Genomic DNA, 20,664 nt, shown 5'->3' with positions numbered 1-20,664 from the left:
CGGGAGAGAAAGCCAGCCATGAAGACCCGCATCACCGAACTGTTCGGCATCGAGCACCCGATCATCCAGGGTGGCATGCACTACGTCGGCTTTGCCGAAATGGCCGCCGCCGTCTCCAACGCGGGCGGGCTCGGCATCATTACCGGCCTCACGCAGAAGTCCGCCGCCGATCTCGCCAATGAAATCGCGCGCTGCAAGGACATGACCGACAAGCCCTTCGGCGTGAACCTGACCTTCCTGCCCACGGTCAACGCGCCCGATTATCCGGGCTACATCCGCGCGATCATCGAAGGCGGGGTGAAGATCGTCGAGACGGCAGGCAACAACCCCGCGCCGTTCCTCCCCTATTTCAAGGACGCCGGGATCAAGGTGATCCACAAGTGCACCTCGGTGCGCCACAGCGTGAAGGCGCAGAACGTGGGCTGCGATGCGATCTCGGTCGATGGCTTCGAATGCGGCGGCCATCCCGGCGAGGACGATATCCCGAACTTCATCCTGCTGCCCCGCGCGGCCGAGGAGCTCACCATTCCCTTCGTCGCCTCGGGCGGCATGGCCGATGGGCGCAGCCTCGTCGCCGCGCTGGCGCTGGGCGCGGAAGGCATCAACATGGGCACGCGCTTCATCGCGACCAAGGAAGCGCCGGTGCATGAAAAGGTGAAGCAGGCGCTGCTCGCCGCGTCCGAGCTCGATACCCGCCTCGTCATGCGCCCGCTGCGCAACACCGAACGTGTGCTGACCAACGCGGCGGTCGAACGCCTGCTCGAAAAGGAGCGGCGCCTCGGCCCCGATATCAAGTTCGAGGACATCATCGAGGAAGTCGCGGGCGTCTATCCGCGCATCATGATGGAGGGCGACATGGAAGCCGGCGCGTGGAGCTGCGGCATGGTCGCGGGGCTCATCCACGATATCCCGACGTGCAAGGAGCTGGTCGACCGGATCATGGCGCAGGCCAACACGATCATCCGCGAACGGCTAGCCGGGATGGTCTGAGCCGCTACATCGCAACCAACGCTACTTGCCCCTCCCCCGTTCGGGGGAGGCCGGGTGGGGGTGCGCAGCGTCTGCCGGAAGCAGCGGAACCCCCTCCCCAACCCCTCCCCGAGCGGGGAGGGGCTTACAAAGCTGGCAGCCTCAAGCCGCCAGCGTCAGATCCTCGAACCGGCCAAGGTGGAAGTCCGCCGAGCCGAACTGGTTCTCGATCATCGTGGCGCGCTTGAAGTAGTGGCCGATGGCGAGCTCCACGGTGATGCCGATGCCGCCGTGCGTCTGGATCGCGTTCTGCCCGACGAAATTGATCGAGCGCGAAACCTTCGCCTTGGCGAGGCTCACCGCCGCCTTGCGCTCGTCCGCAGGAAGGTCGAGCTTCAGCGTGCCCATCAGCGCCATCGAGGCGATTTGCTCCACCTCGACGAACATGTCCGCCATGCGGTGCTGCAGCACCTGGAACTTGCCGATCGGCTGGCCGAACTGCTTGCGCTGCTTGATGTAGTCGAGCGTGCCCTCGTGCAGCTTGCGGCTCACCCCGCAGGCCTCGCCGCAGATCGCCACGGTGGCTTCGTCCACCAGCAGTTCGATCAGGCCGATGCCGCCCGGGATATGCGCATCGCCGGGGATGGCGACGTTCTCGAAATAGATCTCGCTTGCCTGGAAGCCGTCGACGGTGGGGTAATCCCGCCGCACGATGCCGGGGAGGGTGGCATCGATCAGGAACAGCTCGGCGCCCTCACGCTCACGCTGGCTCCCGCCGGTGCGCGCGGTGACGAGCAGGTGCGTCGCCCACGGCGCGGCATAGACCACCGCCTTGTGGCCCGAGAGAACATAACCTGCGCCGTCCGCCTTCGCGGTGGTGCGCAGGTTGGCAAGGTCGTAGCGGCCCTGCGGCTCGGCATAGGCAAACGCGATCACGGCATTGCCCGCGATGATCTCGGGGATCACCGCATCGGCCATCGCTGCGGGCGCACGCTTCAGGGCGCCGCCGCCGATTACCACGGTCTGCAGGTAAGGCTCGATCGCGATGACCTTGCCCAGCTCTTCCATCATGATCATGTTCTCAAGCGCGCCGCCGCCAAGGCCGCCGTGCTCTTCGGCAAAGGGCGCGCCCAGAATGCCAAGCTCGGTGGCGAGCGCCTTCCACACGCCCGGATCGCGGCCCTCGGGGCGCAGCAGCATCTTCTTGCGCGTTTCAAAGTCATAGGTGTCGGCAAGAAAGCGCGCGAGCGTATCACGCAGCATGTCCTGCGTTTCGGTGTAGCTGAAATCCATTGTCCTCAAATCCCAGTCAGGGCCGCCGCGTCGTACCTTCCGCGCGGCGGCCTCCATTTTCACTCAGAGCCCCAGCACCATCTTCGCGATGATATTGCGCTGGATCTCGTTCGAACCGCCGTAGATCGTCGTCTTGCGGGTGTTGAAATAGGTCGGCGCAGCGCGGTGCGCGTAGTCCGGCCCGATCGGGTGCTCGTTGTCGCCCTCACCGAAGCCGCGGAAATAAGGCGCGCCGTAGTGGCCCACCGCTTCCAGCGTCAGCTCGGTCAGGCGCTGCTGGATTTCAGAACCCTTGATCTTGAGCAGGCTCGATTCCGGCCCCGGACCCTTGCCCGCGCTTTCACCGGCCAAGCTGCGCAGCTCGGTGAATTCGAGCGCGGTGAGGTCCATTTCCAGCTCGGCGATCTTGCGCTTGAAGAAAGCGTTGGCGATCAGCGGCTTGTCGCCGTCCATTTCGGCGCGCGCGATGGACTTGACCTTCTCGACGCCGCGCTTCGAAGCGGCCACGCCCGCGATCCCGGTGCGCTCGTGCGCCAGCAGGAACTTGGCGCAAGTCCAGCCCTTGTTCTCTTCATAGACGCGGTTCTCGACCGGCACGCGCACGTCTTCGAGCCACACTTCGTTGACTTCGTGCTCGCCGCCCAGCGTGATGATCGGGCGCACGGTGATGCCAGGCGTCTTCATGTCGATGAGCAGGAACGAAATGCCTTCCTGCTGCTTGGCATCGGGATCGGTGCGGACGAGGAAGAAGCCCCAGTCGGCATGCTGCGCCATGGTCGTCCAGGTCTTCTGGCCGTTGACGACGTAATGATCGCCGTCCCGCACTGCCTTGGTGCGCAGCGAGGCGAGGTCAGAGCCCGAACCCGGCTCCGAATAGCCCTGGCACCACCAGTCCTCGCCCGAAAGGATGCGGGGGAGGTACTTGGCCTTCTGCTCAGGCGTACCGAAAGTGTAGATCACCGGGCCGACCATCGAGAGGCCGAACGGCATCAGGCGGATACAGTCCGCACGCGCGGTTTCTTCCGACCAGATGTAGCGCTGCGTCGCGCTCCAGCCGGTGCCGCCGTATTCGACAGGCCATGCCGGGGCGACCCAGCCCTTCTTCGCCAGCACCTTGTGCCAGGAGAGGAAATCTTCCTTCGAAAGCTCGTCGCCTTCGTCCTGCTTCCCGCGCAGTTCGGCCGGATAGTTTTCGGCAATGAAGGCGCGGACTTCCTGCTGGAAGGCCAGATCCTCGGGGCTGAAATCAAGATGCATGGGGCTCTCCGTTTGAGTTCATGGCCTTTTTGCGGCCCTGACGCGGTGAGACTCGCCATCGCGGACGAAGGCGTTCTCTTGATCCCTCCATCCTTCCACTTTACGTAAACGTCAAGAGGGGCATTGGTCCAGCAGTGCCTGCAAGACGCCTCCATGCCAGCGCGAAGCCATGCACCGCAGCGCGATGCACAGAAGCCACAGTTCCTCCACTCTCGAGCCATACCCGATTCAATCGCTTGAATTCTTGCTTGCGCTTGGCCCGCCCTTTTGCCAGAGAACGGGCATGCAGGCGCTTCGAGGCTTCGATTCGCTGCTGTCGTACGCACAAAAGTGCTCGCAATCGGGAGGGATATCTGTGAAGCTCACCGCAATTCAATCGTGTGCATCGGTCATCGCGCTGGCCATGGCCGGTCTTTCGACGCCGGTTCTCGCGCAAGCCGCCGCGCCTGCCGATGCCGCCACGGCCGATACCGCCGCAGGCGATACCCTCAGCGAAATCGTCGTCACCGCATCGACCGGCACCAAGAGCAAGCTCGACAGCTCGGTCTCGATCTCCTCGGTCGATTCGGCGATCATCGCCAACTTCCGCCCGATGTCGGAAGGCGATCTGCTCCGCCTGCTGCCGGGTCTCCAGCCCAACGTTTCGGGCCCGGGCGGCAACGGCAACTTCGCCGTTCGCGGCCTGCCCGTCGCCACCGGCGGCGCCACTTTCGTCCAGCTGCAGGAAGATGGCCTGCCCACCGTGCTGTTCGGTGATATCCAGTTCGGCAACAACGACTACTGGACCAAGTCGAGCCCGATCGACGCCCGCGTCGATGCGATCCGCGGCGGCACCGCTGCCACGCTCGCCAGCCAGGCCCCCGGCGCGGTGATCAACTACATCAGCAAGACCGATCGCAGCGAAGGCGGCTATGTCCAGGTCGAGCGCAATCTCACCTACGATTACACCCGCGCCAGCTTCCGCTACTCGGGCGGCATCGACGACAAGACCTATTTCAACATCGGCGGCTACTACGGCGCCGGCGATGGTCCGTGGCACTCGGGCTACCAGCTCAGCAAGTCGTACCTGATCAAGGGCAACATCACCCGCGAGTTCGACGATAACCGCGGCTTCTTCCGCCTCTATTTCAAGGCGCAGGACACGCAGGAGCCCAACACCCAGGGCGGCATCGCCTGCGGCAACCTCAGCGGCGGCAAGGTCTCCGGCCTCACGGCCTGCCCGGGCTTCGATCCGCGCCGCGCGTCCAACTTCTCGGCGTTCAACCCGGTCGTGAATTATGTCGATTTCAACAGCCGCGGTCTGGCGAGCACGCCGCTGAATGGCATCACCACCAATGCCCAGTCGCTCCAGGCGCAGCTGCACTACAAGTTCGACAACGGCATCACCGTCGACAACAACGCCCGCTACACCAACATGAGCGGCGGATTCTCGTCGAACTTCCTCAGCGTCTCGCCGCTCTCGGGCCTCATCGGTTCGACCAAGAACGGCGGCGTGGTCGCCCGCGCGGTCTATTCGGCTGGCCCGAACAAGGGCAAGGACGTCGCCGAAGCGTTCTATAACAACAACGTCTCGGTCTACACGCGGATCCGCGACGTCGGCAGCTTCGTCAACGATGCCAAGCTCAACTGGCAGGGTGATCTCGGCGGGATCAAGGCCAACCTCACCGCCGGCTGGTTCTACATGAACCAGAAGGTCGCGATGGATTGGCATCCGAACCAGTTCAACGGCTCGCTGACCCCGGCGGCCTCGCCGATCGACCTGCTCGATGCGGCCGGCAACCTGCTCAGCGCCAACGGTTTCACCGGCTACAACAACAACTGGGGCGGTTGCTGCGCCCGCACCTACGATTACACCTTCACCGATAACGCGCCCTATGCCGATTTCATCTTCGATGTGGGCAAGTTCGAGCTCGACGCATCGGTCCGCCACGATATCAACAAGGGCACCGGCTCGGGCATCAACGCCAACCCGGCAGTGGGCGATGCGGTGACGCATTTCATCACCACCAACGCGGTGAACCCGGTTACGGGCGCTTCGCAGTCGGTCAGCCTGCCCTACTACCTGCCCGATGGCGCGCGGGAGACGATCAACTACACCAAGGCAACCACCTCGTGGTCGGTGGGTGCCAGCTTCAAGCCGGCGGACAACCTCAACCTGTTCGTCCGCGCTTCGAAGGGTGTTCGCGCCAACGCGGATCGCCTTACCTTCAGCGGCTACTTCAACGCTGACGGCACGCTCAACGCCAAGGGCAACACGGCGGTTTCGAACAACGTCTATCAGTACGAAATCGGCCTCAAGAACCGCGGCAACATCGGCGGCGCGCGCTACACGGTCGAGCTGACGGGCTATCACAGCCACTTCAACATCACGACCTTCGAGCTCAGCCAGACGATCTGCCCGATCGTGACCGGGAATCCGACGCAGTTCACCTGCATCATCTCGGACAAGTACAAGACGACCGGTGCGGAGTTCTACGGCACGCTCAGCGCGGGCGGCTTCAGCCTCCTTGCCAACATGACGTACAACAAATCGAAGAAGCAGCCCTCGGCGCCGGGTTCGGTGTTCTCGCGCTCGAACAACATTCCCGATCTGTCGTACACTTTCGCGGCCAACTATGACTTCAGCGACATGATCGCGCTGGGTGCCAACATCACCGGTGTGACCAGCACGCTCGATGGTGCGGGCAACCAGTGGCCGGGCGGCAGCGTGTTCGGCGCGAACCTCAAGGTTCGCCCGGTCAAGAACCTCGAACTGGGGCTCAATGCCTACAACCTGTTCAACAAGCTGACCCCGCTCGGGCCGGCCGGAACGGACTTCCAGCCGGGCAACGGCACCTTCGTCGGCGGTATTTCGCCGGTTCTGGGCCGCAACATCAACGCCTCGGTCCGCTTCAGCTTCTGATGGGCTGAGCAGCCCCCAAAGGGCAGGCACATGCAAGAGGGGGGGGCGCGGCCGGATGGTTCCGCACCCGCCCCTTTTTGCGTAAGGATCAGCCCTGGCCGAAAACGGCAGGGCACTGTGGAAGGGGTTTGCAGCGTGAACGAAGGCGATCGGCGGATCCGTTCGGTGCTTGTCGTCGGCGGCGGCTCGGCCGGCTGGATGTCGGCGGCGATGCTGGCCACGATGCTCAAGCGCGATTGCAAGGTCACGCTCGTCGAATCCGACGCAATCGGCATCGTCGGCGTGGGTGAGGCGACGATCCCGCCGATCCGCCTGTTCAACGAGACGCTGGGCATCAGCGAAGCCGATTTCATCCGCGAGACGCGCGGCACCTTCAAGCTGGGCATCGAATTCGTCGATTGGGGCAGCGTCGGCACCCGCTATTTCCATCCCTTCGGCCCGCACGGGCGCAATTTTGATATGGTGCCGCTGCACCAGTACTGGCTGAAGACGCGCGAGGAACCCGGGGCCTTCCCGCTCGAAGACCTCTCGATGGCCTGGCAGATCGCGCGCGCCGGCCGCATGGCGCGCCCGGTGCCCGATCAGCGCTCGCTGCTTTCCACCTTCGACTATGCCTACCATTTCGATGCCTCGCTCTACGCCGCCTTCCTCCGCCGCCATGCCGAGGCGCGGGGCGTCACTCGCGTCGAAGGCAAGATCGACGACGTTACGCTGAATGGCGAAACCGGCTTCGTTGAAAGCGTCACGCTGGAAGGCGGGCAGAAGCTGGAGGCCGATCTCTTCATCGATTGCTCGGGCCTGCGCGCGCTGCTCATCGAAGGCGCGTTGCAAACGGGGTTCGAGGATTGGAGCCACTGGCTCCCCTGCGACCGCGCGGTGGCCATGCCCTGCGCCAGCGCGGGTGCGCCCACGCCCTACACCCGCTCCACTGCGCGCGAGGCTGGCTGGCAGTGGCGCATCCCGCTGCAGCACCGCATCGGCAACGGCTACGTCTATTCCAGCCAGTTCATTGAGGACGGGAAAGCTGCAGACCTGCTCGCCTCGCGGCTGGATGGCGAGGCGCTGGGCGATCCGCGCTTCGTGCGCTTCCGCACCGGCCGCCGCAAGCAGCACTGGAACCGCAACGTCATCGCGGTCGGGCTTTCCAGCGGCTTCCTCGAACCGCTCGAATCGACCTCGATCCACCTCATTCAGGCCAATATCTCCAAGCTCATCGGCCTGTTCCCGGACCGCGATTTCGATCCCGCCACGATCGCCGAATTCAACCGCATCGCCCACGCCGAAACCGACCGCATCCGTGATTTTCTGATCCTCCACTACAAGCTCACCCAGCGGCAGGATCACGAACTCTGGCGCTATGTTTCCGCGATGGACGTGCCCGATACGCTCGCGCTGAAAATGGATCACTTCCGCCGCCACGGCCGGCTAATCGCGCGCGAGATGGACTTGTTCGCACCCCCCTCATGGCTTGCGGTCCACATCGGCCAGCACAACTATCCCGAAGGCCTCGATCCCCTCATTGAGCACCGCGGGATCGACGCGCGCGATTACCTTGCCAAGCTGCGCGCCGCGATGGCGGCCGAGGCGGCCAAGCTGCCCAGCCATGAGGCCTATATCGCCGGCCTCACCGGCAACGCAGCTGCGGCCTGAAGAGGTGTCGGATCTGCTCGAGGCCGAGGTCTGGCGCGAACGCGCCCGCGCCGCGCGCGCCGTGCAGGATATGGCTGGAGCCGATCGCGCGATCGCCGAAGCCGCGCGCCTTGCTCCGACCGATCCGCTGACCGCATTCCTGCGCGCGCAATCGGCCTACGAACTCGGCCACCCGGCCGCCACGCTCTTCGCCGAAGCCGTGCGGCTCTGGCCCGAAAACCTGGATGCCTTGCGCAACCACGCCCTCGCACTGGCGTCCGAAGGCCAGCTGGCCGAGGCGGAAGCCGTGCTCGCCCGCGCGCTGGCGGCAAGGCCCGATTGGCTCGATGGCCAGCGCGTGCTCGCCAGCCTGCGCTTCAGCCATGGCGATGCGGAAACGTATGACGCAGGCTTTGCGGAGGCGGTGCGGGGCCAGCCGCGCCATCAGGGCCTCTGGCTCGGCTGGTTCACCTTGCGCGCGCAGCAGCGCGATTGGCTCGCCGCGCGCCGCATCCTCGATGCCGCCGCCGCGCAGCTCGGCGAAACCCGCCCGCTGGCCGTCGCCCGCGCCTTCCTCGCCAGTGAAAGCGGCAACCTCGCCGAAGCGCAGACACGCCTTGCCGCGCTGACCGGCGCGGATGACGAATTCCTTGTCCTGTGCCGCATCCGCACGGCCTTGCGCGCCGGTAATGCCGCTGCGGCGCGCGACCTCGCCCTGCCGCTCACCGCCACGCGTCTGGCCGGGCAGGTCTGGCCCTATCTCTCGACGGCTTGGCGCATGCTTGGCGATCCACTCGCCGCGTGGCTGGACGGCGATCCGGTTCTCCACGGCGTCCTCGATCCCGGCCTTTCGACCACCGAGCTTGCCGAACTCGCCGCACTGCTGCGCCACCTGCACACGGCCTCGCTGCCCTATGCCGAACAATCGGTGCGCCACGGCACGCAGACCGATCGCTCGGTCCTCCTCCGTCACGAACCGCTGCTGGGCACCGTCCGCGCGCGGCTGATGGAAGCGCTGCGCGATTTCGTAAGCACTTTGCCGCCGCCTGATCCGCGCCATCCGCTCCTCGGTAAGCCGCGCGGCGGCCTGCAGATTTCCGGCAGCTGGTCCGTACGGCTCGGGGCAGGGGGCTTCAACGTCACGCATAGCCATCCCGTCGGCTGGCTTTCAGCCGTGCTCTATGTCGCACTGCCGGATGATCCCGGCCCGGCTCCGGCGGGTGCTTTGCAGCTCGGCGCACCGCCGCCGGAGCTGGGAATTGCCCTTCCCCCATATGCCGTAATACCACCGCGTGTAGGGCAGCTTGTGGTCTTCCCGTCGATCCTGTGGCATGGCACCCATCCGTTCGCGGCGGGTGAACGGCTCAACATCGCCTTCGATGTGGTTCCCACCTCTGCCTGAGGACACCTCGAAACCATGAATGCCCCGAAGACCCTCAAGGAACTCGCCGAGATCGCCGGTGTCACCAGCGGCACTGTCTCGCGCGCGCTTTCGGGTTCGAGCCTCGTCACCCCTGCCACGCGCGACATGATCGTCGCCCTTGCGCGCCAGCATGGTTTCACCCCCAATGCCACCGCGCGCAACTTGCGCATGCGCAAGACGAACACGATCGGCGTGGTCATCCCGCTCGGTCATGAAGTGCGGCAGAACATTTCCGATCCGTTCTTCATCACCATGCTCGGCCTGCTAGCGGACAAGCTGACAGGCCGGGGCTACAGCCTCCTCCTCTCGCGCGTCGTGCCGACGGACGAGGACTGGCTGCTCAAGCTTGCCCGCTCCGGCCAGTCGGACGGGATCATCGTGATCGGCCAGTCAGACCAGTCCGCCGTGCTCGACCGCGTTGCCGAACTCTACCGCCCGCTCGTCGCGTGGGGCTCGCACATTGCGGGGCAGGCGCATTGCTCGGTCGGTTCGGACAATTTCCGCGGCGGCGCGCTCGCCGCGCAGCACCTGCTGGAGCGCGGCTGCCGCAACATCGTGTTCTTCGGCGATGCCCGCGCGATCGAGATCGGCCAGCGCCTCGAAGGGTGCCGCTCGGTCGTGGAGCGTTCCGGCGCGCGGTTCAGCGTCGTGCCCACGCACCTTGTTGCCGATGCAGCGCAGAGTGAGATCGGCAAGTATTTCCGCACCGAGACCAATCGGCCGGACGGCGTGGTCGCGGCGTCAGACGTCATCGCCGTCACCGCCATGCGCGTGCTGGCCGAACAGGGGCTCGCGGTGCCCGGCGACGTGAAGGTGATTGGCTACGATGGTTTGCCGCTGGGCGAACACACCATGCCCCCGCTCACCACGATCGCGCAGGATCTGGAACAGGGCGCGGAGAACCTCGTCAGCAGCGTGATCCAGCGCATCGCCGGGGAGGAGATCCACTCGGTCATCCTCCAGCCGCGCTTGCTGATCCGGGAATCTACCTGAGCGCCAGAGCCAGCGCCAGCGCGCCCAGCAGCCCCGCGTTGTCGCCCAGCCCCGGCGCCACGATCAGTTCGTCGATCTTTCCCACGGTATAGCCGCCGTTCGCCGCCAGTGCTTCGGCGCGGATCAGGTCGAGCAGCCCCGGCGTCGCGGTCACTCCGCCGCCCAGCACGATGCGCGCCGGTTCCATCACCGTCTGGAATGTCGCGAGCGCGCGGCCGATGTACCAGGCGATGATGCGTTTGCCGGGGTGCCCCTCGGGCAGCTCCGAAAGCGACTTGCCCCAGCGCGCGATCACTGCCGGGCCGCAGGCAAGGCCTTCGAGGCAATCACCGTGGAACGGGCAGGTGCCCGCAAAGTCCAGATCCTCCGGATGGCGCGGCATGCGGATATGGCCCATTTCCGGGTGCGAAAGCCCGCGCAGCAGCTGTCCATCGCTGCAGAAACCGCCGCCGATGCCAGTGCCGATGGTGAGGTAGAGCACCGAACTGTGGCCTTCTCCCGCGCCCCAAAGCGCTTCGGAAAGCGCAGCGCCGTTGACGTCGGTATCGATCGCCACCGGCACGCCGAAGCGCTCCTTGAACGGCGCGATCAGGCTCGCCCCGCTCCAGTGCGGCTTGGGTGTGGGGCGCACGCAGCCATAGCCGGGCGAGGCGGGTTCAAGGTCGAGCGGCCCGAACGAGGCGATGCCGAACGCGGCATAGTCAGTTCCCCGCGCCGCGAACCACTCCACTGCCGCGCCCAGTGTTTCCTCAGGCGTCGTCGTCGGGATGCGTTCTCGCGCATAGATCGTGCGTGCCTCATCCGCCACACCCAGCACGAACTTGGTGCCGCCCGCCTCGATCAGGCCATAGCGCGCCGCGCTCATGCCGCAATCCCCGCGCGCGCGCCGTCAAGGACAAGGCGAAACACCGGCGCCGGCACGCCTGCAAAATGCGCCCGCCGCCAGGCCGCATCGCCATGGTCGTTGCCCTTCAGCGAGTTCGGATAGTCGACGAAGCCATGCACGGTGAGCTCCTGCGTCACCCACCAGCTGTAGGTCTGCACTGGTGCTTCGGGCGGATTTCCCGCAACCAGCCCGCTGCCGTTGAGCGGCAGCCACGGGCCGTCCATGCTCTCAGCGACCATGCCGTAAAGCCCGTTGGGGCCATTGGGCTCGCCCGGCGCAAAGACCTTCCGCTGCGTGGACCAGAACAGGTAATAGCGCCCTGCGTGGAAGACGATGTGCGGCCGTTCCTGCTCGTTGTTGAGCCCGTCCGCGCTCAGCAGCGGCGGTAGCACCGCCCAGCTCTCACCTTCGCGCCGCAGCAGACCGATGCAGCCGTTCCACGGGCTCGCCGAACCTTTGAGCGATCCGGTGAACAGCAGATAGTCCGCGCCATCCGCCGGATCGCGGAAATGCGCCGGATCGCGGAAGCCCTTGATCATGCCTGGCACGCCTTCCGCCGCCGTCACCAGCACATAGTGCGGGATCGGCCCGCCGGCGATCTCGCGCGGTTCGCTCCAGTCCTCCACGGCAAAGGCGCTGGCGTCCCCGGTCAGGGCGCCGGTCGTCTCGAACATGCGCTGGACGAACGTGCGCGGCTCTTCCCCGCGCAGCCCCGATGCGGTCCAGTAGAGCGTCACCGTGCCGGTTTCGGGATCATACAGCGCAGAGCCCGCCCATTCGCGGCTGCCGGGATTGAGGTCGTCAGGCAGGGCATTGCCGTGATCGCGCCATTCGCCCCCGCGTGCCGCCATCAGCCGTATGCGCACAAAGTCATGCCGCGCCTCGGGGTCCTCGCCCGCCGGGGCGGAGAGCACGAACCATAGCGTCCAGCCTTCGACCACTGCCGTGGTGCCGTCCGCCAGCTGCAGCGGCCAGAGATCCCACAGGTCAAAGCCCGGCAGCGGGTGCTGCAGGCGCTTGCCATCCACGAGCGGAATCTGGTGGCAAGGCTCGATGCTAAGCGCGCGCAGGTGCTCGCGGGTCCAGAGCGTTGTCGGGGAAGTGAGTACGGACATCGAACAAGTATCCTGAAGCAATCGATTGGAATTGGCCACGGCCATCGAAAAAGGGACGAACAGCGCGCTTACCTCATGATGAGGCCGGCCCCGTCGCAGGCCGCTTCGCGCAGCACCAGCGGCGCGCTGCCGTCGGGCCTACGGTAGGTGAGGGCGTCCAGCACCGCGTCGGCGCGGTCCGCCCGGCATAGCGCCACGACCGCGCCGCCAAAGCCGCCGCCGGTCATCCGCGCGCCGCCCTCGCGGCCGATCAGCGCCTGCAATTCTGCCGCCAGCGCATCGACCGGCGGCACGGTGATCTGGAAATCGTCGCGCATCGAGGCGTGCGATGCCGCCATCAGTTCGCCGGTCGCTCTGAGGTCGCCGGCCGCCAGCGCTTGCGCCGCCGCCAGCACCCGCGCGTTCTCGGTCACCACATGCCGCGCCCGCGCCAGGGTCAGCGGATCGAGCCCGGCACGGTTCAGCATCGCCATGTCCGCATCGCGCAGCGCGGGCACGCCGATCGCTGCCGCCGCCACCTCGCACTGCATGCGCCGCTCGTTGTAGGCACCTTCGACCAGCCCGCGCGCCACGCCCGAATGGACGATCAGGATCTGCACGTCCCCCGGCATCGCCACCGGCGTCACAGCCAGGGAACGGCAATCGATCATCAGCGCGTGGCGGGCAACCCCGGCGGCCGAGGCCAGTTGGTCCATGATCCCGCAGCGCATGCCCACGTGATCGCACTCGCCCGCCTGCGCCATGCGCGCGATGTCGGCGGGGGTAATCGCCAGCCCTGCCAGCGCCGCTAGCACCGTGCCGATGCCGACCATCAGCGAAGCGGAGGAGGACAGCCCGGCGCCCTTCGGCACGGTCCCGGTCATGGCGATGTCCGCTCCGGTCAGGGCGTGGCCGCGCTCGATCATCGCGGTGGTCATGCCGCGCACGTAATCGGCCCAGGGATTGGCGGGATCGGCGGCATGGGGCGCATCGAGCGGCCATTCCGCCACGGCCCCGCCGAAATCGCAGGCGACAACGCGAATCCGGCCATCACTGCGCGGCGCGGCTGCGATCCGCGTTTCCACGCTGATCGCGCACGGCAGCACGAAGCCGTCGTTGTAGTCGGTATGCTCGCCGATCAGGTTCACCCGCCCCGGCGCCCGCGCGACCACTGCGGGAGCTGCGCCAAAGGCTTGCGCGAACTGTTCTGCCAGGGTCATGCGGCGCTCCGGAAATGCGGGCCGCCACAGGCGCGCAGCCGTTCTGCCGCCTGCTCGGCCGTCAGATCGCGCTGCGTCTCGGCCAGGATCTCGAAACCCGCCATGAACTTGCGCACCGAAGCGGAGCGCAGCAGCGGCGGATAGAAATGCGCATGCAGACGCCAGTGCTCGCTCGGCTCATGCCCGAAGGGCGCGCCATGCCAGCCCATCGAATAGGGGAAGGAGCACTGGAACAGGTTGTCGTACCGCGTGGTGAGATCGCCAAGGATCGCGGCGAGATCGGCGCGCTGATCGTGCGAAAGGTCGGGCAGGCGCGCCACATCGCCGCGCGGCAGCAGCAGTGTCTCGAACGGCCACACCGCCCAGAACGGCACGATCGCCAGCCAGTGCTCGCTGGCGCAGACCACGCGCGGGCCATCCGCCTCGGCTTCCACCAGTTCCGCCAGCATGGGTCGGCCCGTGGTTGCCAGCCATGCCGCCTGCGTGCGGTCTTCGGTCGCGATCAGCCGCGGCACATGGCTCGTCGCCCAGACTTGCCCGTGCGGATGCGGGTTGGAGCAACCCATCATCGCGCCCTTGTTCTCGAAGATCGAAACCACGCTGTAGCGCTGGCCCAGATCCGCTGCCTCGGCGCACCAGGTGTCGATCACCGCGCGCCGTTCCGCGGTGGAAAGCTCGGGCAGGGTGCGGCCATGATCGGGCGAGAAGCAGATCACCCGCGCTTCGCCCGTCGCCTGTTCCGCGCGGAACAATCCGTTTCCGGCCTCCGGTGCCGGCGTATCGGGCAGCAGCGCGGCAAAATCGTTCTGAAACACGTAAGGCCCGGTGTAGTCCGGGTTGCGCTCGCCGTTCACGCGCGTGTTCCCGGCGCAGAGATAGCAGCCGGGATCATGCGCAGGCGGGCGCGCCCTGTCCGGCTCTTCCTCCGCCCCCTGCCACGGCCGCTTGGCGCGGTGCGGGGAAACCAGCAGCCAGGTATCGCTCAGTGGATCGTAACGCCGATGGGGATGTTCGGCAGGATCGAAACTCATGAACGCACCTCAAGCACCAGCACAGCCTCGCCCGGTAGCGGCGGGACGGCCATGCCTACGCGCGCGAGCCAGCCACCGTCCATCCGCGCGAGCTCGCCGTTCTCGGACGCAATCGTATACGTGCGCCCCGGCAGCGCCATCGGCAGCCTGAGGTTCGGCTGGTGGCGCATTGTCGTGGGCTGCGTCCGCGTCACCAGCACGACCATATCCTCGGCCGAGCCATGCGCCTGCCACACCACCCCGTCGCCCACTTCGCCCATCCACACGCGGCCCGCATGCAGGCGTTCCCGCAGGGCTTTGTAGCGCGCGATCCCGGCCATGAGCTCGCGGCGCTCGGTCTCGCCCAGCTTGCGTGCATCGAGCTCCACGCCGAAATGCCCCGGCAGCGCCACCCCGCAGCGAAACGCCATCGATTGCGAGCGCCCGGTCGAATGCGCCGGGCTTGCGCCCACATGGCTCCCCATCACCTCGGGCGGCATGAATTGCAGGAACCCGCGCTGCATGCCCGCGCGCGAAACCGCGTCGATGCAGTCGCTGGTCCAGAAGCGGTGCGTGCGCTTGATGATCCCTGCGTCGATCCGCCCGCCGCCGCCGGCGCAGGCTTCGATCTCCACCGCCGGAAACGCTGCCCGCAGCCGGTCCATCAAGGCATATGTCGCCAGCACTTGCGCGCGGTAGTGCGGCAGGTTCCCGGCATGGACCAGATCGCGGTTGTGATCCCACTTGAGGTAGCCGATCGGCAGCTCGCGCAGCAGCGCGGCAATCGCATCGAACAGATAGGCGCTCACCTCGGGCCGCGCGAGATCGAGCACCAGCTGGTTGCGCGCCTCGAGCAGCGGGCGGCCATCCACGTGCAAGGCCCAATCAGGATGGCGGCGATAGAGCTCGCTGTTGCGGTTGACCATCTCGGGCTCGACCCACAGGCCGAATTCCATGCCGAGGTCCGTGACCGTCTTCGCCAGCGGCCCCAGCCCGCGCGGGTATTTGCGCTTGTCGACGGTCCAGTCGCCCAGCGAGGAGGTATCGTCGTCGCGCTTGCCGAACCAGCCGTCATCCAGCACGAAACGCTCGATCCCGATGCTGGCGGCCGCCCGCGCCAGATCCATCAGGGCGGCTTCGTCGTGCTTGAAGTAGAACCCTTCCCACGTGTTGATGTGCACGGGCCGCTTCGGCGCGCCCTCTGCTCCGCCCGGCCAGGTCATCCTTGCCCGGATGCCCCGATGGAACGCATGCGCCACCCCGTTGGGGCCTTCGGCAGAAGCTGTCGCGAGCACTTCCGGGCTCTGCAGCACGCCGCCCGGTGCGATGATCGCCTCGCCCGGCGCCAGCCATTCGCCCAGCTGCCACTGCCAGCGCCCGTCGTCGATCCACTCGATCGTCTGCGCGTGATTGCCCGACCAAGCGATCTGCGCGCCATAGGCACTGCCATCGCCGCAGGTCACCACCGCGCCGGGGAAGCAATCGTGCGATGTCAGCCCGCGCCGGTTTTCGCGCCGCCATATGCTGCGGGTGAGGGGGTCGCGCACCGGAACGAATTCCGAATTGTGCCGCCCGGCCAGCGAATGTACCTCCGCCGCATCTTCGGGCAGCGGCAGCGCGGCGGCGGCCAGCCAGTGCACATGCAGCGGCGCATTGCCTTCGTTGGAAAGCGCGGTGCGCACGGTCATCACGTCGGTCGCGGGATCGAGCGTGAAGCTCGTCGTCACTGCGATTCTGGCCACGGCATCATGCAGCACGAAGCGCACGGTCTGTGCATCCGGCCGCTCGACCTTGCATTCGCCCGCCTGAAACGACCAGTCGCGCCCGCCCCGGTCGGCCAGCAGCGCGCTCTGCCCGAACCAGCCCATGCCGAAGCCGGGAAACACCGTCAGCGGTTGATCGAAGTGGAGCGAGAAGCTGGGCTCGGGCCGCTCGCTGCGCAGGCTTGCGGAAGGCCGTGCGCCTTCGGGCAGGCGCGGCCCCCAGTATCGCCACAGCGGTGCCTCGCCGGGGGGCAGCTCCCAAACGGCGGAGCAGCCCGGGCTTTCCAGCGCGATGATTTCAGGAACGCCCATGTCAGGCATGCACCAGCTCCGCCGCCCGGCGCGGATCGCGTACGCGCAGCATGGTGATCGCCGCCATCACCAGCAGCGCACCGGCAAAGCTCAGCGCATTGCGCGGGTCTGCGCCCAGCACATGGTTGTAGATCCAGCCGAAGGTCAGGCCATTGAGCAGCATCGGGATCACGATCATCATGTTGAAAATGCCCATGTATACCCCCGTCCGCTCCGGCGGGATCGAGCCGGCAAGGATGATGTAGGGGTTGCCCATGATGCTCGCCCAGCACATGCCCAGCGTCACCGCGATCAGCAGCAGCGGCGTGTGGCTGCCAAGGTCGGGCATCGCCAGCGCGGAGAACACCGGCCCGGGCGCACTCGGCGCGCCCGCAACATGCGCCATCGCCACCATGCCGAGCCCACCCGCAGCAAGACATGCCATATGCACCCGCGATGCCCCCAGCGCGCGCGAGATCGGCACCATCGCCAGCGCCGCGGCAAAGCCGACAAGGTTGTAGAACGCGCCCAGTTGCTGCGTCGTCAGCACAGCCGCGCGGAATGCCTCGCTCGATTTGTCGGCCGTGCCATAGATTGATCGTCCGATCGAAAGCGCGCTGTAGGACCAGTAGATCGAGAAGCCGTACCACTGGAACAGGCTCATCCACGCCATGCTGCGCATTGCCTGGGGCATTTCCACGATCGCGCGGCCGATCTCTCCCAGCGTTGCGCCCGCAGACTTGGGCGCAGCGGCAATGCGCGCCTTTTCGTCCTCGCTCAGCGGCAATTCGGGCACGCGCCAGATCGACCACAGGATCGTGGTGATCGAAAGCACCGCGCCTACCATGAATGAAATATGCGTGATCGTCGGGATATTGTGCGCATCCACCGCATTGCGGTCGATCCCCACCCAGTAGACGAGGATCGAGGGCGAAAGGAACGCAAGGCACTGCGCCAGCCCCGTGAACGCGCTCTGGCTGAGGTAGCCGATCTCGTGCTGGCTCTCGTCCAGCCGGTCGCTCACATAGGCGCGATAGGGCTCCATCGTGATGTTGTTGCCGGCATCGAGCAGCCACAGCAGGCTCGCCGCCATCAGGATGCTCGCGGAAAACGGCATGAACAGCAGGCCCAGGCTGCACATCACCGCGCCGATCAGGAAATAGGGCGTGCGGCGGCCAAACCGTGAACTGGTGCGGTCGGACAGGGCGCCGACCAGCGGCTGGATGAGGAGGCCGGTCATCGGCCCGGCCAGTTGCAGGATAGGGAGATTCGATTCATCCGCGCCGAGCCACGAATAAATCGGCACCATGTTGCCCTGCTGCAGGCCGAAGCTGAACTGCAGGCCAAGGAAGCCGAGATTCATCTCGATCACGCGCATCAGCGACAGGATCGGCTTGTGCTTCGCCGGGGTCCGCTCGTTTCCTTGAGGCTTGGTCACGTCCAACGGTTCTCTCCCGCACGACTCTCGCTGGAGCCTTTGTGCCCGTCTAGCTTAGGTGACAGAATGATTCAATCGAGTGAATCAATTTGTTCCGGGACGATAGACGGGCCTCTCCAGCGTCCGGTCGGTCTGGATGCGGGTATAGCCGCCCACGCCGTGAACCCGGCCCATGAGCTGCATCGCCACCGGATCGGGCCGCAGGCTAGCGGCATCGACGAACCGGTCGTCGATGGTCAACGCCAGAACTTCGCCCAGAATGATCGTGCTGCCCGGCGGCGCGTCGATCGCCTGATAGAGCCGGCATTCGAGGCTCACCGGCGCGCCCGCGATGCGCGGCGGCGCGACGAGTTCGCTCGGCAGCATCTCGAGCCCGGCCAGCATCGCCTCGTCGATCTCGGGCGGCGCATCCACGCAAGTCACGTTCATCGCCTCGAGCATCGGCTCGCTCACCAGATTGACGACGAATTCCTTCGTTTCCAGAATGTTGGTCGCCGTATCCTTGAGGCCGCCATTCGCGCTGCGCATCGCGCCCAGCACCACCAGCGGCGGCGCGGCCGAGATCATGTTGAAGAAGCTGTAGGGCGCGACATTGCCCACGCCTGCCGCCGAAAGCGTCGATACCCAGGCGATCGGCCGCGGCACCACGGTCCCGGCCAGCAGCTTGTAGCGCTCGGCTCCGCTGAGCTCGTCCATCCTGAGGTGCATCAGGCGTCGTCCTCGATCCACGCCACCGCCGGCTTGGCGCGGCGGTCCACCGTGAGGCGGAAGACATCGGGCCGCGAATAATGCCCCACCGCATCGAAATCATAGCGCGCGCGGGCGATCTCGGCGGGATCTATCTCGGCATAGAGCACCGTCTCGCCGCTGTAGTCCGGTCCTGCCAGCATTTCGCCCAGCGGCCCCACGATCAGGCTCCCGCCGCGCATCAGCACGGTGTCCGCGTCATCGCCCAGCACGCATTCCTGCCCCTCGGGCAGATCGCGCCGCTGCAGGAACTGGCAGGCGGAAAGCACATGGCAGCGCCCTTCCAGCGCGATGTGCCGCATCGAGGAGGCCCAGCCGTCGCGGTCGTCCGCTGTCGGCGCGCAATAGAGCGTCACGCCCTGGCCATACATCGCCATGCGCAGCATCGGCATGTAGTTTTCCCAGCAGATCACCGCGCCCACCGTGCCGAGCGCGGTTTCCACCACCGGCAGGGTGGAACCATCGCCGAAGCCCCAGACCAGCCGCTCGGCCGCAGTCGGCATAAGCTTGCGGTGGTGCGCCATGGTTCCCGCCGTCCCGTCGACAATCAGCGCGGTGCAATAGAGCGTTGAGCCCACGCGCTCGATCACCCCGATCACCACGACCATCCCCGCAGTGCCAGCAGCCTCGCGCACCGCCACGATTTCCGGGCCGTCCAGCGCCACCGCCGCCGCGTAGTACCGCGCATAGGCCTCGCGCCCCTCCGGCAGCCGCAGCCCGATCGGCGCGCCAAACCGTGCGCCCTTGGGATAGCCGCCAATAAAGGCCTCGGGAAACACGGCGAGCTTTGCGCCGGCGGCGCCGGCCTCGGCAATCAGGCGGGCGGCCTTGGCTGCGGAAGCCGCGCTGCCGGCGGGGTCGGATGCTGCCTGCACAACGGCGGCGCGAAAGGGAGAACTGCTCATGCGCCGAGCCTAGCAGCGCCCCTGCGCTCGGGCGATTGCTAACTGCACGCTCGGCGCGGTACGAGGTGCGCCAGCAAAGCAGAGGGAGAGCAGGGTGAGCGAACCAGCCACCAACGGCGTGTTAGCGCGCTCGCGGGCGGACGATCGCGCGCAGGCCTTCGTCTGGCTGCACCAGCAACCCCGCTCGGCTTGGACGCACGAGCTTGATTTACGCCCATGGCAGGAGCGCTTCTGATATGACCCGGACTATCGAGTTCATCTTCGATTTCGTCAGCCCCAATGGCTACCTCGTGTGGGGGCCGCTCAAGGCTCTAGCCGCGCGCAAGGGCGCAACGATCACGCTGACGCCCGCACTGCTGGGCGGCATGCACAAACTCACCGGCAACGCTCCGCCGTTCATGCGCGATGCCGAAATCAAGGGCAAGAACGCCTATGCCCAGCTCGAAATGCAGCGCTTCATCGCCCGCCACGGCCTCACGAAGTTCCGCATGAACCCGGCGTTCCCGTTCCGCTCGGTCGAACTCCTGCGCCTGCTCCTTGCCGCCATCGATCTCGGCTGCGGTGAAGCCTTTGCGGACAGCTTCTTGCGCGCAATCTGGGAAGACGGGCTGAATCCTGCGGACCAGGCCGCCGTCGATGCCGTCATCGCCGCCGCCAGCCTCCCCGCCGCCGCGCTGGCAGAGGGCGCCCAGTCCGCTGCCGTAAAGGACCGCCTCGCTGCCAACACACAGGCCGCCGTCGATCGCGGCGCCTTCGGCATCCCCACTTTCTTCGTGGATGGCGAGATGTTCTTCGGCAAGGAACGCCTCAGCCAGATCGAGGATCTGCTGGGCTGACTCTGCGG

At 66.4% G+C, this 20,664-nt stretch carries 16 protein-coding genes; 6 read left to right on the top strand and 10 right to left on the bottom strand.

Annotated features, from left to right (window positions below; translation table 11 throughout):
* The first annotated feature begins 18 nt into the window (after positions 1-18).
* Positions 19-990, top strand: a complete 972-nt coding sequence (locus ACODS2_RS08330) for an NAD(P)H-dependent flavin oxidoreductase (RefSeq protein ID WP_298165821.1) — start codon at positions 19-21, stop codon at positions 988-990.
* Between the two features lie 141 nt (positions 991-1,131).
* Here the strand turns inward: ACODS2_RS08330 and ACODS2_RS08325 are convergent, their stop codons facing one another.
* On the bottom strand, positions 1,132-2,262 hold the full coding sequence (locus tag ACODS2_RS08325; protein ID WP_488998391.1) for an acyl-CoA dehydrogenase family protein: 1,131 nt from the start codon (positions 2,260-2,262) through the stop codon (positions 1,132-1,134).
* Positions 2,263-2,325: 63 nt separating this feature from the next.
* A complete protein-coding gene (locus ACODS2_RS08320) occupies positions 2,326-3,519 on the bottom strand; it encodes an acyl-CoA dehydrogenase family protein (RefSeq protein ID WP_488998390.1) in 1,194 nt (397 codons plus the stop codon).
* A 355-nt stretch (positions 3,520-3,874) separates the two neighbouring features.
* Here ACODS2_RS08320 and ACODS2_RS08315 point away from each other — a divergent pair, with 355 nt between their 5' ends.
* The 4 genes from ACODS2_RS08315 (at position 3,875) to ACODS2_RS08300 (ending at position 10,466) form a co-directional block, all read left to right on the top strand.
* Positions 3,875-6,421 carry a TonB-dependent receptor domain-containing protein gene (locus ACODS2_RS08315; protein ID WP_488998389.1) on the top strand — a complete coding sequence of 849 codons (2,547 nt, stop codon included), beginning with the start codon at positions 3,875-3,877 and terminating at the stop codon, positions 6,419-6,421.
* A gap of 198 nt (positions 6,422-6,619) precedes the next feature.
* Entirely contained in the window at positions 6,620-8,071 is a 1,452-nt protein-coding gene (locus tag ACODS2_RS08310) for a tryptophan halogenase family protein (protein WP_488998607.1), read from the top strand.
* Between the two features lie 4 nt (positions 8,072-8,075).
* Positions 8,076-9,452, top strand: a complete 1,377-nt coding sequence (locus ACODS2_RS08305; protein WP_488998388.1) for a putative 2OG-Fe(II) oxygenase — start codon at positions 8,076-8,078, stop codon at positions 9,450-9,452.
* 15 nt (positions 9,453-9,467) lie between these two features.
* Positions 9,468-10,466 (top strand): LacI family DNA-binding transcriptional regulator, encoded by a 999-nt coding sequence (locus tag ACODS2_RS08300; RefSeq protein WP_488998387.1) that lies wholly within the window; start codon positions 9,468-9,470, stop codon positions 10,464-10,466.
* Here the strand turns inward: ACODS2_RS08300 and ACODS2_RS08295 are convergent.
* From ACODS2_RS08295 to ACODS2_RS08260, 8 genes are all read right to left on the bottom strand, one after another.
* Positions 10,459-11,331, bottom strand: a complete 873-nt coding sequence (locus ACODS2_RS08295; protein ID WP_488998386.1) for an ROK family protein — start codon at positions 11,329-11,331, stop codon at positions 10,459-10,461. The genes ACODS2_RS08300 and ACODS2_RS08295 overlap by 8 nt on opposite strands.
* A complete protein-coding gene (locus ACODS2_RS08290; RefSeq protein ID WP_488998385.1) occupies positions 11,328-12,467 on the bottom strand; it encodes a glycoside hydrolase family 68 protein in 1,140 nt (379 codons plus the stop codon). Before ACODS2_RS08290 ends, ACODS2_RS08295 begins: the two co-directional genes overlap by 4 nt.
* Before the next feature lie 68 nt (positions 12,468-12,535).
* The gene (galK, locus tag ACODS2_RS08285; RefSeq protein ID WP_488998384.1) at positions 12,536-13,666 is read right to left on the bottom strand and encodes a galactokinase; all 1,131 of its coding nucleotides are present in this window, start codon (positions 13,664-13,666) and stop codon (positions 12,536-12,538) included.
* Positions 13,663-14,697 carry a UDP-glucose--hexose-1-phosphate uridylyltransferase gene (locus tag ACODS2_RS08280; protein WP_488998383.1) on the bottom strand — a complete coding sequence of 345 codons (1,035 nt, stop codon included), beginning with the start codon at positions 14,695-14,697 and terminating at the stop codon, positions 13,663-13,665. Before ACODS2_RS08280 ends, galK begins: the two co-directional genes overlap by 4 nt.
* The gene (locus ACODS2_RS08275) at positions 14,694-16,760 is read right to left on the bottom strand and encodes an alpha-galactosidase (protein WP_488998382.1); all 2,067 of its coding nucleotides are present in this window, start codon (positions 16,758-16,760) and stop codon (positions 14,694-14,696) included. Before ACODS2_RS08275 ends, ACODS2_RS08280 begins: the two co-directional genes overlap by 4 nt.
* Positions 16,753-18,093: an MFS transporter gene (locus ACODS2_RS08270; RefSeq protein WP_298166065.1), complete on the bottom strand. Its 1,341-nt coding sequence runs from the start codon at positions 18,091-18,093 to the stop codon at positions 16,753-16,755. The genes ACODS2_RS08275 and ACODS2_RS08270 overlap by 8 nt, the downstream gene beginning before the upstream one ends.
* 159 nt (positions 18,094-18,252) lie before the next feature.
* A complete protein-coding gene (locus ACODS2_RS08265) occupies positions 18,253-18,876 on the bottom strand; it encodes a flavin reductase family protein (protein WP_488998381.1) in 624 nt (207 codons plus the stop codon).
* Positions 18,876-19,820: a carbon-nitrogen hydrolase family protein gene (locus ACODS2_RS08260; protein ID WP_488998380.1), complete on the bottom strand. Its 945-nt coding sequence runs from the start codon at positions 19,818-19,820 to the stop codon at positions 18,876-18,878. The genes ACODS2_RS08265 and ACODS2_RS08260 overlap by 1 nt, the downstream gene beginning before the upstream one ends.
* 236 nt (positions 19,821-20,056) lie before the next feature.
* Between ACODS2_RS08260 and ACODS2_RS08255 the strand changes: the two genes are divergently transcribed.
* Positions 20,057-20,656: a 2-hydroxychromene-2-carboxylate isomerase gene (locus ACODS2_RS08255; protein WP_488998379.1), complete on the top strand. Its 600-nt coding sequence runs from the start codon at positions 20,057-20,059 to the stop codon at positions 20,654-20,656.
* Positions 20,657-20,664: the final 8 nt, after the last annotated feature.

This window comes from Novosphingobium sp. FG137 (genome assembly GCF_057809735.1).
The sequence above is the reverse complement of the archived record's forward strand: the minus strand, read 5'-3'. Positions and strand labels throughout refer to the sequence as shown.